This is a genomic window from Rhodoferax sp. AJA081-3 (assembly GCF_017798165.1).
Taxonomy (GTDB): domain Bacteria; phylum Pseudomonadota; class Gammaproteobacteria; order Burkholderiales; family Burkholderiaceae_C; genus Allorhodoferax.
In genome coordinates this window covers 1900627-1915934 of the sequence record NZ_CP059068.1, presented here as the reverse complement: position 1 = coordinate 1915934, position 15308 = coordinate 1900627, and the positions used below count along the sequence as shown (strand labels likewise).

Genomic DNA, 15308 nt, shown 5'->3' with positions numbered 1-15308 from the left:
GGGGCGCGTACCGGTGACAATCAGGCCGTACTCGCTGCTGAATGTCCCCGCATGAAAAAACAGAACCCAGGCTTTACGCTGATCGAGATGATGATGGTGGTCGCCGTGCTGGCCATTCTGGCGCTGATGGCCCTGCCCAGCTACCAGGGCAAGCTGGTGCGGGACCAGATTGTGGAGGGCAGCGCCCTGGCGAAGCTTGCCAAAGACCCGATAGCCGCCCAATGGAGCGCGACCAAAACCTTGCCGGTCGACAACGCCAGCATCGCCTTGCCCGCCGCCGACAAGATCGTCAACAACCTGGTGCGCGCCGTCACCGTGCAAGATGGTGCCATCCACATCACCTACGGCAACCGTGCCAATGGCCACCTGAAGGACAAGATACTGACGCTGCGCCCGGCCGTGGTGGAAGATGCGCAGGTGGTGCCGGTGACCTGGGTGTGTGGTTTTGCCAATGGCCCCGACAATATGACGGTTATGGGTGAGAACAAGACCAGCATTTCCAAAGAGTATCTGCCTCTAAACTGCCGTTAGCCCCCGTTTATATTGCCTGGTGTGCTATTGATTACGTAGCAGTTTTTTGAAAATGGTGATCGTCTTGCGCCGCTTGCACCTATCGGTAACGATGTACGCATAGCTCGTCACCATGCAAAACGGGAGCCTAGGCTCCCGTTTTGTTCGATCAAACCGTAGAAATTAAACGGCGGCGCGTTTCAGTTTGCGGCGACGGGCAATAGCGCCCATCAAACCCAAACCTGCAATCAGCATGGCATAGGTTTCAGTCTCTGGCACTGGGCTGATGGGAGGCACTGGCACATTGCCAGCAGCAAATGCGCCGCCGAGTGCCCACGTGCCAGCATTTGAAGCGATAGACGTATTCAAGCTGGAAACAGCAGCACTGTTGAGGCTGATGGTGTGGAACTGGTTGGAGTCTGTGCCGCTCTGGTAGAAGTTGAACCCGTAGTTAGATCCGGTTCCCAAATCGTTGAAAGCCGACAAACCCCCTGTGCCACCCACCAGGCTGGAGATAGATGTGCTCACGTCGTTGACGTAGTAGTTGCCAGAAGTCAGGGTCACGCTGTAAGAATACAAGTCAAAAGACAATGACGACACAGGCGATGTGAGTCCGCTGATGTCAAACACAAACCAATTGCGGAACTCTGAAGCACCACAGCAGGCACCAACAATGTAGTTGGTGTTGGATGGATCGTGGGCACCACTGTTGTTGTACCAGCCCGAATCAATCGTCGACAAGAAAGTGGATCCATTGACATTCAAACGATTGCCAGCGTTCAGATTGCTGTAACCGAAAATGTAACTATCTGCAGCATTGGCAGATTGGGTCATGCCAAACAAACTGGCTACAACAATGGCCGAAGCCGAAAAAGCAGTCTTGAATCTCAATGTGTTCTCCAGTAGGTAAAAAAATGTCGCAGTGCATTCTGCCTTTTGCTGGCGAAACCTCAATAGTCCAAATGGACTAACTGCGAGGGCTGTGCGCTATACATTGCGCAGCAGTTTCCCCAAAACGGTTGCCGCCTTGCGCAGCGCAGCCGTGTCATACCCCGCATACCCAAACAACCACCCCCGCCGCCTGGACGCAATGGTGTAGCGCGACAGCGGTGCTAACAACAGGCCTGCCTGTTGGGCGCGCGCGGACAGCGTCTGGTCGTCCTGGCCCGCGGGCAGTTCGTGCAGCAGGTGCATGCCCTGTTCACTGGACTGCAACACCAGTTGGCCCTGGCTGGCCTTGGCCATAGCCTCAATCAGGACCTGTTGGCGCTGCGGGTACAGCTCACGCATGCGGCGCAGGTGGCGCAGCAAATGGCCTTCGGTGATGAAGCGGGCCAGCACGTCCTGCGTATCGCCGGGCGCGTGGCGGTCGGTCAGTGCGCGGGCCATCGCAAAGGCTCCTGCCAGTGCATGGGGCAGCACGATAAAACCCAGGCGCAACCCGGGGTGCAGCGTTTTGGAAAAGGTGCCCACATACAGCACCCGCTGTGCATGGGGCAGGCTGCACAGCGCGGGCAGGCGATGGGTGCCGTACTGGAACTCGCCGTCGTAGTCGTCTTCCACAATCCAGGCGCGTTGGGCATTGGCCCAGTCCAACAGGGCCAAGCGGCGCTGCAGGCTCATGCGCACGCCGGTGGGGAACTGCGAGGTGGGTGTCACCACGGCCAGCCGGGCTGCGGGCCACAGTGCTGCGGCCTGGTCCACCACCAGGCCTTCGCTGTCCACTGGCACCGGCCGCACAGTTACACCGTGGCCGACCAGGCTGGCGCGTATGCCGGGGTAACCCGGGTCTTCGACCCAGGCCTCGTCACCCACGTCCAGCAGCAGCCGACCCACCAGGTCTATGCCCTGCTGCGAACCCGAGCACACCACTACCTGCGCCGCCTCGCAGCGTATGCCGCGCGACACCCACAACCACTGTGCAATCGCATCGCGCAGCGCGGGTGCACCGGCAGGGTCCAGGTACTGGGCCTGGGCCATGCGCTGCTCTTTGGAGGCTTGGCGCGCCAGCCGGTCCCACACCGCAAACGGGAACGTGCCGATCTCCGGCGCGCCAATACGAAAGGGGTGGGCCGCCACCAGTGGCGGGTTCCAGCGCGATACCGTGTCGGCCACCAGTTGCCCGCGCTGTGACAGGCCTGCGGTAACCGCAGGGCGCAGGCCCTTGGTGGCCAGACTGGAGGAAACCAAGGCCCCCAGGTTGTCGGCCACATAACTGCCATCACCCACACGCGCCACCACATAGCCCTCAGACTGCAGCCGCTCCAGCGCCCACAACACGCTGTTGCGTGACACACCCAGCGTGACCGCCTGCTCGCGCGATGCGGGCAAGCGTGTGCCGGGCTTGAACGTGCCTTGCTCGATGGCACGGCGCAGCTCCAGGTAAACCTGCTGGCGCACGGTTTCCCCACGGTGCTTAGGGCGGGTGGGATTGGTTCTTTGGGTCATGGAAAATTGGCCCCTTGATAGATGAAATTTATTCTTAAACTAAAGAGCCACTTTAGCATTCACCTTCCCTACACACCATGGCCCAACACAGCAGCACCATCCTCTGGCAGCGGGACGACAACGCCGCCTTCACCGACCACCGTTACAGCCGCCGCCATACATGGCGTTTTGATGGGGGCGCGGTGGTGCCCGGTTCCTCGTCACCACACGTGGTGCCCTTGCCCTATTCCGACGCGGCGGCGGTGGACCCGGAGGAAGCCTTTGTCGCATCCCTGTCCAGCTGCCACATGTTGTGGTTTCTGGACATCACCGCGCGCGCCGGCTGGGTAGTGGACAGCTACCGTGACGAGGCGATCGGAACGCTGGCCCGTAACGCCGAAGGCCAGCAGGCCATGACACGTGTGGTGCTGCGCCCGGCCGTGCAGTTTGCGCCGGGCCAGTGCCCCACGGCACAGGCGCTGCAGGACCTGCACCACCGCGCCCATGCTTCCTGTTTTATTGCCAACTCGGTGAAGACCGAGGTGGTGTGTGAGCCCGTTCTCTAAGTAAGGCCCCGACGACCATGACCTATTCGCCCCCGCACTTTGCCGAGACCGACACCGCCACGCTGCATGCCCTGGTGCGCAGCCATCCGCTGGCCACCTGGGTGGTGCAGCATGAAGGCGAACTGCTGGTCAACCACATCCCCATGCTGCTGGATACCCACCGGGGTGAACATGGCACGCTGGTGGGCCACGTGGCGCGTGCCAACCCGGTATGGCAGGCGCTGGCAGCGGGTGCCCAGTCGGTGGCAGTGTTCACCGGGCCACAGGCCTATGTGTCGCCCAACTGGTACCCCAGCAAACACGCCAATGGCATGGCCGTGCCCACCTGGAACTACGCCACCGTACACGCCCACGGCGTACCCCAGGCCTTTGAAGATGCCGAGCGCATCCTCGATGTGGTGACACGGCTGACCCAGGTACACGAAGCCAACCAGGCCCTGCCCTGGCAGGTGTCCGACGCACCGGCCGACTTCATCCACAAGCTGCTGCGTGTCATCGTGGGTATAGAGATACCCGTGCAGCGCTGGGTCGGCAAATGGAAGGTCAGCCAGAACCGCCCGGCGTCTGACCAGCAGGGCGTGGCTGCCGGCCTGGCCGGACAGCCCGGTGATGCCGCCGCACAAATGGCTGCGCTGGTGCAGCAAAGGATCAAGGCATGAACACACGCACCACAAGCCCCAAGGCAGCCGTCACCATCGACGCGCTGCAGCCTTCCGACTACGCTGCCTGGCAACGCCTGGGCGCGGGTTACAACCGCTTTTACGAGCGGGAGTTTCCGCAGGCAACCTACGCGCGCACTTGGCAGCGCCTGATGCAGGGCGACGGCATCCACGGCTTGGCGGCGCGGGTCGACGGACAGCTGCTGGGCATCACCCACTACCTGTTCCAGCCCAGCATCTGGTCGGCCGATGTGTGTTACCTGCAGGATTTGTTTGTGGACGAGGCCGCCCGTGGCCAGGGCCTGGCCCAGGCGCTGATTGAACAGGTGGCCAATGCCGCCAGGGCACGCGGCGCCCCCAAGCTGTACTGGCTGACCCACCGCGACAATACCCGCGCCCGGGGGCTGTACGACCGGGTTGCCATGCACCACGGCTTTATCCGGTATGACTATGCCTTGGGCTAGAGAGGAGTCTTTTCCAAATCAGGTTTGATCCTGAACAGTGGGCATAGCGGCTGTGTTCAGGTCCAGTCGATTGGTTAAGGTACGGGCAGTTTACGGGATCACCGAAACTGCCTGGTTTTTGACTTCTTTGATCTTTTAATCGGATGCTCGCGGCGCTTGCGCCGCCCCCCTCTTGCAGACTTGCCACACCGCGTTCAAGCGCATTTGCCATATAGCTTTGGAGCCAGTTCCTCCCAGGCGGCGTTACGAGCCTGAGCGGCTTGCAAGTCACTTTGCTTGTTCGCCTGCGCCAACAAATCTTTGATCGTTACCCCCGCCTTGAGGTGACGCAGGCGTGCTGGCAAACTGGCCAACTTCTCCAGCGGAGTTTGGGCATCCCGGGCGTAGTAGCGCTTCAGGGTGCGACCAGGCTTCTTGGGGTCATCCTTCAGGCTTGCAAACAGGCTGGGCCTGTGCAAATTGTTCAGCGGGTTGAAGTGCTCTCGGTTGAAGTCATTGATCAGCCCCGCTTTGCTGCGCGCGATGTGTTTGAAGCCAAACATCTTGCGCACCACCGCGCCATTCTTGCCTTCGACCAGCGCGTTGTCGGTACTGCGCCGGGGGCGTGATTTGGTTAGCTCGATACGGGCTTTCTCCATCAGCTCCAGCATGCGTTCATTGATGTACTCCACGCCGTTGTCGGCGTGAATGCCGCGTAGCTGGAAGGGGAATTGCTCGATCAGCAGCTCAACGACGATGCTCATAAAGCTGTGGCTGATGTACTCCGTGCACACCACCACCTGCCATTGGGTGACGATATCAACTGCATTGATGTGGTAGACCCCTTTGAGACCGTCAAGGTCGCCCTGGTGCACGCTGTCGATGCGGATGTGACCAGCATGGCCTTGCGGTGTTGGCGCTCGTCGCTCGCCGATCTGGGTGCAGCGCGGCGACGCGGTGGTCTTGCTGCGGTACACACGCTCGCGCTCGTAGCGAACGCTGTTTCTGAGGTTGTACAGGTGCGAAACGCTGATAGCACTCAGGCGCTCGAAGCGGGCGTCCCCATACACATGCCACTGGCGCCACAGCACATGGGTTGTGGCCGCCCCGGAGAGGGTGTCAAAGGCGCGGTCGGTCTGGGCCAGCAGGGCAATGTCCTGGTCCGTAAAGCGTCGTGCGTAGGCCGTGTTGGGTGCCACGTAGCGACGCTGTAGAACTTCCCCGTCCAGAGCACGCGATACCAGGCGTTTGACCTGTGCGCTGGAGTAGCCGCTGGTGCGTTCCAGGTAGCGCAGCACCACGGAACGATCCGAGCGACACAGGCTGGCGTGGGCGAAGCGTTGGATGGTCTGCGCGACATGGGCATAACACGCTGTGGTGTCGGCCAGGCTTGCGAACTCCAAAGCCTGTGTACTGTCCAAAAACTGGCGCAACTGCGCCATCGTCTTGAGCTTCAGTAGGTTCATGTCAATCACCATTCATTGATGATCGACTGGCTTGCTCACCTGCCGCCGGTTCCAATTTACTGAATCGCCTGAGGATCAAACCTCGTTGGAATCAAAAAAGCCGTTCAGGATCAAACCTCATTGGATAAGACTAGAGGGTTTATAAGAAACTGGCCTCTAGCCCCCGTGCAATAAATAGAGTATGCTATTAATACTATAGCTAATTGCGTGGACCAGCGGCCTGTGCCCTGTGCTTACAAAATAGTCCCTTGCGTCTGCGTATAGAGCTCCTACACTTTTTGCATGGTTCGGCCACAGAAAGGACGGGCTGATGGACGTGGACTTGCCGGGCATCTCCTTTACAGAGGTCAACGGGCAGGTGTTCTTGCACAACCTGCCGGTAGCAGGACGTCCTGCAGTTGACCCCAGCATGCTTACCGCAGCGCTGGCACAGGCTGGGTTCGAGCAGTGCGCCAAAGACGTTACGGCCATTGCCCAGGCCGCGAGCGACTGCAACACCCATCCGGTATCGTTTGTGGTCCAGGTCGCCGAGCGGCGCGATGCACAAGTGCAGGTACACATGGCCGCCGATGAGATGACCGCGCAGATCAGCCTGGTAGCGCCACAGGGTGGCAAACCGGCCACGGCTGCCGATGTCTTGCGGGCCCTGGTCGAGGCCAGTGTGGCATTTGGCATTGACACCGCCGCAGTGGAGCAAGCCTGTGCACTAGGCCAGGCAGACCATGTGGAAGTGGCGTTTGCAATCCCACCCGAACACGGCCACGACACCGTCTTCCAGGCGCTGATACCCGAAACCGCTGACCGTGCACCCAAAGTCGATGCCAATGGATTGATCGATTACCGCGAGCACGGCGGCATCACCGTGGTCCAGGTCGGTGAGCCCCTGATGCGCCGCATTCCGCCCACACCCGGTGTTGCGGGCCACACCGTGCTGGGGCGGGAGCTGCCGGCGCGTGCCGGACGGGATGCGCCCTTTGCACCGTCACTCGTCGGTGCGCAGGCCGCCCTGGAAGACTCCAATCTGTTGAAGGCCACGTTGGGTGGTCAGCCTGTTTTGGTGACCCATGGGGTGATGGTGGAGCCGGTACTGCGCTTGGCCGGGGTCAACCTGGCCGTGGGAAACATCTACTTTGACGGCACGGTACAGATCGACGGCGAAGTCTCCCACGGCATGAAAGTGCAGGCCAAGGGCGACATTGTGGTGGGGGGCACGGTGGATGGCGGTCTGCTGGACGCCGGTGGCGATATCCGTGTGGCCGGCGGCATCATTGCGCAGGCCCAGGTCCAGGCGGAGGGTGCTGTCTCTGCCCGTTTTGCCGAGAACTGCAGCATCCACGCGGGCACCACCATCATGCTGGAAGACATGGCGCTGGACTGCGCGCTGGAGTCCGGCAACCAGATCATCGTTGGTGAAAAAGCACCCAAGCGCGGGCGTTTGGTGGGCGGCAGTGCCAAGGCCATGATGCTGGTCCGGTGCCCGCTCTTGGGTTCCGACAAAGGCGGGTTGACCCGTGTGACCGTGGGCGCCAATGCTGAGCTGGAAGCGCAGATGCAGGCCTTGCTACAGCGCCTGGAAACCGAAAAGACCCATGAAGAAAACCTGAGCAAGTTGACCAAACAACTGACCGCCACTGGCGACCCCAAGGGTATGCTCGAACGGGTCAAAGCGTCTTGGCAACAGGCGGTACAGGTGTGGTCCCGGTCACTGGCCGAGCGGACGGAGTTGGAAAAACAATTGGCGGTCATGCAGAGGGCCAAAGTACAGGTCGGCGCGGGCGGTGTGGCTGGGCCGGTGGACCTCACGGTGGTCAGTACCACGGCACACTTGCGGACCGAATACAGCCAGGGTGTTTTTTCCTTGGACCCTGAGACCGGTGTGGTGTGGACCGACCCCGCGGGGCGTGTGAAGCCGATCCGCTAAGAGGTCTTGCGCCACACACTGGCCAGCCAGGGCTGCTGCTCGATTGGCAAACCCGGTGGCCGGTAGTAGTGCATCAGTTCGACAAAGCCTGCCGCGGTCACATAGGCGCGCCAGGCGGCGATGTCGTGGTAGGCGCCATACCGTTCACCGTTAAACCCTTCCTCGTTGTTGCCCCGTGGGTTGGAGCTGAACAAAATGCCGCGGGGTTTCAGCGTGGCATGTACCTCCCGCAGCACCCGCGGTAGCACCGCACTGGGCACATGGAACAGTGACGCGTTGGCAAACACGCCATCAAAGTGTTCGGCTGGCAGGTCCAGCGCCAAAAAGTCCTGGTGCCACACCGTGCAGCCGCTGTAGGCACGTGCCATCTCCGCAAAACGCTCGGCACCCTCCAGGCCCACCGCTGTATGGCCCAGCGCGCTGAAGGCTTTCAGATCCCGGCCCGGGCCGCAGCCAAAGTCCAGAATCGTGAACGGCGCTGTGCCTTCGATGTGTTGCAGCAGGGCGTCCATGTTCTGTCGCACGTCGTGGTCGCGCGTGCCGGCAAAAAAGTCCTGGGCATGTTCGTTGTAATGGGCCAGCGTGCGTTGGCTTGCGGTGTTCATAGGTTTCGGCATAGATATCACGAGCAGCAGGGTTGGGGTAAGCGCCAAAGTGAGGTCAAGGGGGAGCCCGCAGGGCGGAGGACACGAACGTCGGCGTTTGCCCCAACTCTGCTGCGGGCGCATCAAACGAAGCAATCAGGTTGTCCCGCAGCCAGCGATTGGCCTGGTCGCTTTCTACGCTGGCGTGCCAGTACAGGTAAATGTCGCGTGCGTTCATGGGGATGGGGAAGGACAGCAACTGGTTGTCCAGCGGTGCATTGGCAGCGCGTGCGTAACGCTCAGGCATGGTCAGCAGCAGGTCGGTGGTGCTGACGATTTTGCAGGCCGTCCAGTAGTTCTGGCAGCGCAGTTTGATGCGCCGCGTCCAGCCCAGTCGGGACAGCTCCACATCCTCCATGCCCGGGCCTTCCATGCGGGTGCTGGACAACACATGCTCGTGCGCCAGATAGGTCTCCAGGCTGATGCGGCCCTGGACCACCGGGTGGTCCTTGCGGGCGACCACCACCATCTTGCCGCCGGCCAGGCGTTGTTTGTGGATGTTGTGGGTGACCGGCACCAGCACGTCGATGGCGGCGGCCAGTTTTCCGCTGGTTAGCTGGGTCTGGAAATCGCTGCGGTTATGGACCACGGACGAAATCTGTATGCCGGGCGCCGCCGCGCCTATCAGCTCCATCAGCGCCGGAATGGTCGCCAGCTCCACGATGGCATGCATGCCGATCTTGAATTCACGCTGCGAGGTTTGTGGGTCAAAACGTGACAACTGGCTCAGCGACCCCTCGATTTCTGCAATGGCGCGGCGCACCGGCCCAATCAGCTCATGCGCCACGGGTGTGGGTGACATGGTATGACCCTGGCGCACAAACAGCGGGTCGTCCACCAGTGTGCGCAGGCGCGCCAGCGCGTGGCTGACCGCCGGTTGTGTCAGTTTCAGGATCTCGCTGGCGCGGGTGATGCCGCCTTCGGTGTAGATGGCGTCGAACACGACAAACAGGTTCAGGTCGATGCGGCTGATATGGATCATGGCGGGGTCACTATAGCCGGACCATGCACCAAATGAATAGTTTTGCTGAAAACAAAGCATTGGTCAGCAGGGGGCTGGGCCGCTAATCTCAAGCCCATAGATCGACACACCTACACACCCACACCGCCACAAGGACATCCCCATGTACACCGACTTTTCACCCAAGGTCAGGGACCTGCACACCCAGGTCAAGGCCTTCCTGCACGCCGAGGTTTTCCCGCAATGGCAGCGCCGCGAGGAAGAAATCGCCGCCAATGCCAAGGCCGGCAACGCCTACGTCAACTACCCGCTGATGGAGGAACTCAAAGCCAAGGCCAAGGCCCAGGGGTTGTGGAACCTGTTCCTGCCCGCATCCGCCCACGGCTTTGGCTTGAGCAACCTGGAATACGCACCCATCGCCGAAATGATGGGCCACCAGTACTGGTCGGCCGAGGTGTTCAATTGCTCGGCGCCCGACACCGGCAATATGGAGGTGCTGGAGCGCTACGGCACCGAGGCACAAAAGGAGCGCTGGCTCAAGCCCCTGCTGGCCGGCGAGATCCGTTCCGCGTTTGCGATGACCGAACCGGCAGTGGCCTCGTCGGATGCCACCAACATCGAATGCCGCATCACGCGCGATGGCGACGACTACGTCATCAATGGCCGCAAGTGGTACATCACCGGTGCGGCGGCCGAGGCCTGCAAGGTCTTTGTCCTGATGGGCAAGACCGACCCCGACAACTCCAACCGGCACCGCCAGCAGTCCATGATCCTGGTACCCAAGGACACGCCGGGCGTGACCATCGTGCGCGACATGGCCTTGTACGGCTTTATGGACCCCCCGGCCGGGCACCCCGAGGTCTTGTTTGAAAACGTGCGTGTGCCGGCCAGCAACCTGTTGTTGGGCGAAGGCCGCGGTTTTGAGATCGCCCAAGGCCGCCTCGGCCCCGGACGCATCCACCATTGCATGCGGGTGGTCGGCATGGCCGAGGCCGCGTTGGAGCTGATGTGCAAACGTGTCGTGTCGCGTGTGGCCTTCCACAAGCCGCTGTCGGACCAGAGTGTGTGGCGCGAGCGTATTGCCAAATCCCGTACGCTGATCGACCAGACGCGGCTGCTGGTGTTACATGCGGCACACCGTATGGACACGGTTGGCAATAAAGTGGCGGCCAAGGAGATTGCAATGATCAAGGTGGCCGCCCCCAACAACTGCTGCAAGGTGATTGACTGGGCCATCCAGGCCCATGGTGCGGGCGGCTTCAGCCAGGATTTTTTGCTGACCTCTTATTACGCCTACGCCCGCCACCTGCGTACCGCAGACGGCCCGGACGAAGTCCACAACAACGCGATTGCCAAGCAAGAACTCGCACCCTATCCCGCCGCTTTGGCCAAATGAAAGAAACACGTTTATGAGCAAAACATTCTCCGGCCAGGTCGCCCTGGTCACGGGCGCCGGCAACGGCATCGGTCGCGCCACTGCGCTGGCCTTTGCCGCACAGGGCATCAAGGTTGTGGTGTCGGATGTGGACGCCAATGGCGGTGAGGGCACCGTGGCCCAGATCCGCGACGCGGGTGGCACGGCCAGCTTTGTGCGCTGCGATGTAACGCGTGATGCCGAGGTCAAGGCCTTGGTGGATGCCACCGTCGCCACCTATGGCCGCCTCGACTATGCCTTCAACAACGCCGGCATCGACATTGAACAAGGCCGGCTGGCCGACAGCACCGAGGCGGAGTTCGACGCGCTGATGAACGTCAATGTCAAAGGTGTATGGCTATGCCTGAAGCACCAGATCCCGATCATGTTGGCACAGGGTGGCGGCGCCATTGTCAACACGGCCTCAATAGCGGGCCTGATTGCAGCGCCCAAGATGGGCATCTACTGCGCCACCAAACATGCGGTGATCGGCCTGACCAAGTCGGCCGCGGTGGAGTATGGCAAGAAAAACATCCGCGTCAATGCGGTGTGCCCTGCGGTGATTGACACCGAGATGTTCCGCCGCGCCGAGGCCACAGACCCCAAGAAGGGCGCCTTTGCACGGGCCATGCACCCCATTGGGCGCATCGGCCAGGCAGAAGAAATTGCCGCTGCTGTGCTGTATCTGTGCAGCGATGCGGCGGGCTTTACGACGGGTGTTGCGCTGCCGGTGGATGGTGGTGTGACCGCGCTGTAAGCCGAAGAAAAATCAGACCTCGCGATCCTCTGCGCGGCGGTTGCGGGCGCGCTGCATCAGCAGCGTCATCAATAAGGCAGCGGCTGCCGAGCCGGTCATCACCGGCGACGTGGCCAGCATGTCGGCCAGGCCGTCGACGGCGTGGATGCTGACCTGCTGCACGTGGCTGACCAGTGTGATGACGTCACCAGGCTGCACGTTTTGCGCATCCTCCACCCGCACGTGGAGGTCGGACGAGCCGCTGCGAAACCGTATCGTGGCAAAGATGCCATTGGCAATGGCCACCAGAGAGAGCACACCCAGGGGCTTGAGCAGATGCTCCAGCAAGCGTGTGCGCACGGTGGGGGGTGCAATCGCATACACCTGGCCCACCAGCTGCGCAATCTCGGCTTCCGATGCGGTGCAGTTGGCCGTGGCCAAGGGGGGTGTGGCGGGTGTAGGGACGGGGTTCATGTTCTTTCTCTCCTTTGGAAAACCACCATGTGGTCAGGTGAGAGTGCGTGTGGTTCGCAAATGCGCACGCAGGTTCGTGACGTCACATGGAGCGGCGAGGTTAAACCAAAAAAGGCCAGCTTGTGTGTGCGGCCCGTGCATGAAATGCAAGCTTTTGTAAACACAGGGTTTTCCAATTGAATTTGCCGCGTCACTGATTGGTCACGCTAGTTAATTACTATGGGCGTTTGCCCAATGTTGGGGAACTTGAGGAAATGACCATGCATCTGCTGCGCTCCACCCGTCTCCCGTTTGCCCTGGCGCTTCTGGGCTGCACGTTCTCGGCACTGGCCCAAAGCCCCGCCGCTATCACCAATATCCAGCTCGGGCCACGCCCTTACTTCCTGGTGTCGGACATGGCCGAGAGCCCGCTCAAGGCCAAGCTGCAGAGTTGTGCCAATGGACCGTTTGAGAAGACCAACTTTTCCATAGGCCACCGTGGAGCAGCCATGCAGTTCCCCGAGCACACCAAGGAATCGTATGAAGCTGCTGTGCGCATGGGTGCCGGCATTGTGGAATGCGACGTCACCTTTACCAAGGACAAGGAGCTGGTCTGCCGCCACGCCCAGAACGACCTGCACACCACGACCAATATCCTGGCCACACCGCTGGCCGCCAAATGCACCAAGGCGTTCACACCCTATGACGCCGAGAAGAAGATACCAGCCAGCGCCGAGTGCCGCACCAGCGACATCACACTGGCCGAGTTCAAGACCCTGCGCGGCAAGATGGACGCCTTCAACCCCATGGCCAAAACCGTGCAGGAGTTCATGGGTGGTACGGCCAACTGGCGCACCGATTTGTACAGCGGCCCGACCAGCGGTACGTTGATGACGCACCAGGAGAGCATCGCCCTGTTCAAGAAAATGGGCGTGAAGATGACACCTGAGCTCAAGTCCGCCAGCGTGGCGATGCCGTTTGACGGTTTCAGCCAAGAGGCCTACGCGCAAAAAATGCTGGACGAATACAAGGCTGCCAACGTGCCACCGAGCCAGGTTTTTGCGCAGTCCTTCAACAAGAACGATGTGTTGTACTGGATCAAGGCCGAACCTGCCTTTGGCAAGCAGGCCGTCTTTCTGGACAGCGCGGAAAAGGCCGCGGACTTGCCCGACCTGGAGAAGCTGATCAGCTACAAGAAGGACGGCATCCAAATCGTGGCGCCACCGATCTTTGCCTTGCTGGATACCAAGGACGGCAAGCTGGTGGCATCGACCTATGCGAAGAACGCCAAACAAGCGGGCCTGGGCATCATCACCTGGAGCCTGGAGCGATCCGGTGTCATGGCCACCGGCAAGGGCGGCTGGTACTACCAGACGGTCAACCAGGCCATACACCGAGAAGGCGACATCCTGCAGGCATTGGATGTGTTGGCCAAGGACGTCGGCATCCTCGGCATTTTTTCAGACTGGCCGGCCACCGTGACCTACTACGCGAACTGCGTGGGCTTGAAATAAGGCGACCCCCTGGGGGCAGCAAATCCGCGCCGGGCCGCCCCAAGCGGATTTAGCCCCCTCGGGGGGCAGCGACCCGCGAAGCGGTGGAGCGTGGGGGCTATGTTCATACGCCACTCGGCGTATTTCGCGTTCCCCCGACCTTCCCTACAGTGAACCCATCGTTGAGCAAGGACTGTTATTGCCACAGCCCGAGCGCAGCGAAGCTGGTTTCTCTTTAACTTCGGAAGGTCACACCCATGCAATCTACGAACTCACGCCGGTTTACCCTGAAGGCGCTTACGGCTGCCGTTGCCCTCACCACACTGACCGCAGTGCCAGCCTTTGCCGCTGACACCATCAAGGTCGGCATTTTGCACAGCCTTTCGGGCACCATGGCCATCTCGGAAACCGTGTTGAAAGACACCGTGCTGATGGCGATTGACGAAATCAACGCCAAGGGCGGTGTGTTGGGCAAGAAGCTCGAACCCGTGATCGTGGACCCAGCCTCCAACTGGCCCCTGTTCGCCGAAAAGACCAAGCAGTTGCTGGGCCAGGACAAGGTGTCCGTGATCTTCGGTTGCTGGACATCGGTGTCGCGCAAGTCGGTTCTGCCAGTCGTTGAAGAAATGAACGGCCTGCTGTTTTACCCCGTGCAGTACGAAGGTGAAGAGTTGTCCAAGAACGTGTTCTACACCGGTGCGGCCCCTAACCAGCAAGCCATCCCCGCGGTGGATTACCTGATGAGTAAAGAAGGCGGCGGCGCCAAGCGCTGGGTGCTGCTGGGTACCGACTATGTGTACCCCCGCACCACCAACAAGATCCTGCGCGCCTACCTGAAGTCCAAGGGTGTCAAAGAGTCTGACATCGACGAAAAATACACACCGTTTGGCCACTCCGATTACCAGACCATCGTGGCTGACGTGAAGAAATTCGCTGCCGGTGGCAAGACGGCCGTGGTGTCCACCATCAACGGTGACTCCAATGTTCCCTTCTACAAAGAGCTGGGCAATGCCGGCCTGAAGGCCAAGGACGTGCCCGTGGTCGCATTCTCGGTGGGTGAAGAAGAGCTGCGCGGCGTGGACACCAAGCCGCTGGTCGGCCACCTGGCAGCCTGGAACTACTTCCAGTCCATCAAGAACCCAGACAACACGGCCTTCATCAAGAAGTGGTCTGACTACGCCAAGGCCAAGAAGCTGCCTGGCTCCGACAAGCCTTTGACCAATGACCCGATGGAAGCCACCTACATCGGTATCAACATGTGGAAACAGGCTGTTGAAAAAGCCAAGTCCACCGATACCGACAAGGTCATCGCAGCCATGGCTGGTCAGACCTTCAAGGCACCCAGCGGCATCGTGAGCAAGATGGATGAGAAAAACCACCACTTGCACAAGAGCGTGTTCATCGGCGAAATCAAGGCTGATGGCCAGTTCAACGTGGTGTGGAAGACACCCGGCCCTGTGAAAGCCAAGCCATGGTCTCCGTTCATCGAAGGCAACGACAAGAAGCCTGACGAGCCGGTAGCAAAGTAAGGCGCTAGCCTTCTGCGCGGTCCGATCACACATCGGACCGCTCGCTACGGCCATCACCTCACTTCGAGGGAGATGGCCTTTGACGT

At 60.7% G+C, this 15308-nt stretch carries 15 protein-coding genes; 9 read left to right on the top strand and 6 right to left on the bottom strand.

Features of this window, described 5'->3' with window-relative positions; translation table 11 throughout:
* The first annotated feature begins 51 nt into the window (after positions 1-51).
* Positions 52-531: a pilin gene (locus tag HZ993_RS08930; RefSeq protein ID WP_209397206.1), complete on the top strand. Its 480-nt coding sequence runs from the start codon at positions 52-54 to the stop codon at positions 529-531.
* Positions 532-693: 162 nt separating this feature from the next.
* Here the strand turns inward: HZ993_RS08930 and HZ993_RS24345 are convergent, their stop codons facing one another.
* Entirely contained in the window at positions 694-1401 is a 708-nt protein-coding gene (locus tag HZ993_RS24345; RefSeq protein WP_245213884.1) for a PEP-CTERM sorting domain-containing protein, read from the bottom strand.
* A 96-nt stretch (positions 1402-1497) separates the two neighbouring features.
* On the bottom strand, positions 1498-2958 hold the full coding sequence (locus HZ993_RS08920; protein ID WP_209397197.1) for a PLP-dependent aminotransferase family protein: 1461 nt from the start codon (positions 2956-2958) through the stop codon (positions 1498-1500).
* Positions 2959-3035: 77 nt separating this feature from the next.
* Here HZ993_RS08920 and HZ993_RS08915 point away from each other — a divergent pair, with 77 nt between their 5' ends.
* The 3 genes from HZ993_RS08915 to HZ993_RS08905 are packed head-to-tail and all read left to right on the top strand — an operon-like array spanning position 3036 to position 4626.
* The gene (locus tag HZ993_RS08915; RefSeq protein ID WP_209397195.1) at positions 3036-3503 is read left to right on the top strand and encodes an OsmC family protein; all 468 of its coding nucleotides are present in this window, start codon (positions 3036-3038) and stop codon (positions 3501-3503) included.
* 17 nt (positions 3504-3520) lie between these two features.
* Complete coding sequence (locus HZ993_RS08910) at positions 3521-4162, top strand: FMN-binding negative transcriptional regulator (protein ID WP_209397193.1); 642 nt, start codon at positions 3521-3523, stop codon at positions 4160-4162.
* Complete coding sequence (locus HZ993_RS08905; RefSeq protein ID WP_209397191.1) at positions 4159-4626, top strand: GNAT family N-acetyltransferase; 468 nt, start codon at positions 4159-4161, stop codon at positions 4624-4626. Before HZ993_RS08910 ends, HZ993_RS08905 begins: the two co-directional genes overlap by 4 nt.
* A gap of 194 nt (positions 4627-4820) precedes the next feature.
* Here the strand turns inward: HZ993_RS08905 and HZ993_RS08900 are convergent, their stop codons facing one another.
* Positions 4821-6071 (bottom strand): integrase, encoded by a 1251-nt coding sequence (locus HZ993_RS08900; RefSeq protein WP_245213883.1) that lies wholly within the window; start codon positions 6069-6071, stop codon positions 4821-4823.
* Between the two features lie 310 nt (positions 6072-6381).
* Between HZ993_RS08900 and HZ993_RS08895 the strand changes: the two genes are divergently transcribed.
* Entirely contained in the window at positions 6382-7992 is a 1611-nt protein-coding gene (locus HZ993_RS08895; RefSeq protein ID WP_209397187.1) for a DUF342 domain-containing protein, read from the top strand.
* Here HZ993_RS08895 and HZ993_RS08890 read toward each other — a convergent pair.
* Both HZ993_RS08890 and HZ993_RS08885 read right to left on the bottom strand, forming a co-directional pair.
* Positions 7989-8597: a bifunctional 2-polyprenyl-6-hydroxyphenol methylase/3-demethylubiquinol 3-O-methyltransferase UbiG gene (locus HZ993_RS08890; protein ID WP_245213882.1), complete on the bottom strand. Its 609-nt coding sequence runs from the start codon at positions 8595-8597 to the stop codon at positions 7989-7991. The two genes, HZ993_RS08895 and HZ993_RS08890, sit on opposite strands and share 4 nt — an antisense overlap.
* Positions 8598-8652: 55 nt before the next feature.
* A complete protein-coding gene (locus tag HZ993_RS08885; protein WP_371816975.1) occupies positions 8653-9618 on the bottom strand; it encodes a LysR family transcriptional regulator in 966 nt (321 codons plus the stop codon).
* A gap of 142 nt (positions 9619-9760) precedes the next feature.
* Between HZ993_RS08885 and HZ993_RS08880 the strand changes: the two genes are divergently transcribed.
* Together HZ993_RS08880 and HZ993_RS08875 are read left to right on the top strand one after the other, a co-directional pair.
* Positions 9761-10993, top strand: coding sequence for an acyl-CoA dehydrogenase family protein (locus tag HZ993_RS08880; RefSeq protein ID WP_209397183.1), 1233 nt, complete (start codon positions 9761-9763; stop codon positions 10991-10993).
* Between the two features lie 13 nt (positions 10994-11006).
* The gene (locus HZ993_RS08875; RefSeq protein WP_209397181.1) at positions 11007-11768 is read left to right on the top strand and encodes an SDR family oxidoreductase; all 762 of its coding nucleotides are present in this window, start codon (positions 11007-11009) and stop codon (positions 11766-11768) included.
* A 12-nt stretch (positions 11769-11780) separates the two neighbouring features.
* Here the strand turns inward: HZ993_RS08875 and HZ993_RS08870 are convergent, their stop codons facing one another.
* Positions 11781-12221 (bottom strand): hypothetical protein, encoded by a 441-nt coding sequence (locus HZ993_RS08870; protein WP_209397179.1) that lies wholly within the window; start codon positions 12219-12221, stop codon positions 11781-11783.
* 260 nt (positions 12222-12481) lie between these two features.
* On the opposite strand from HZ993_RS08870, the gene HZ993_RS08865 reads away from it, so the two are divergent.
* Positions 12482-13714: a glycerophosphodiester phosphodiesterase family protein gene (locus HZ993_RS08865; RefSeq protein WP_209397177.1), complete on the top strand. Its 1233-nt coding sequence runs from the start codon at positions 12482-12484 to the stop codon at positions 13712-13714.
* A 236-nt stretch (positions 13715-13950) separates the two neighbouring features.
* Positions 13951-15222, top strand: coding sequence for an urea ABC transporter substrate-binding protein (gene urtA, locus HZ993_RS08860; protein ID WP_209397175.1), 1272 nt, complete (start codon positions 13951-13953; stop codon positions 15220-15222).
* Positions 15223-15308 lie beyond the last annotated feature (86 nt).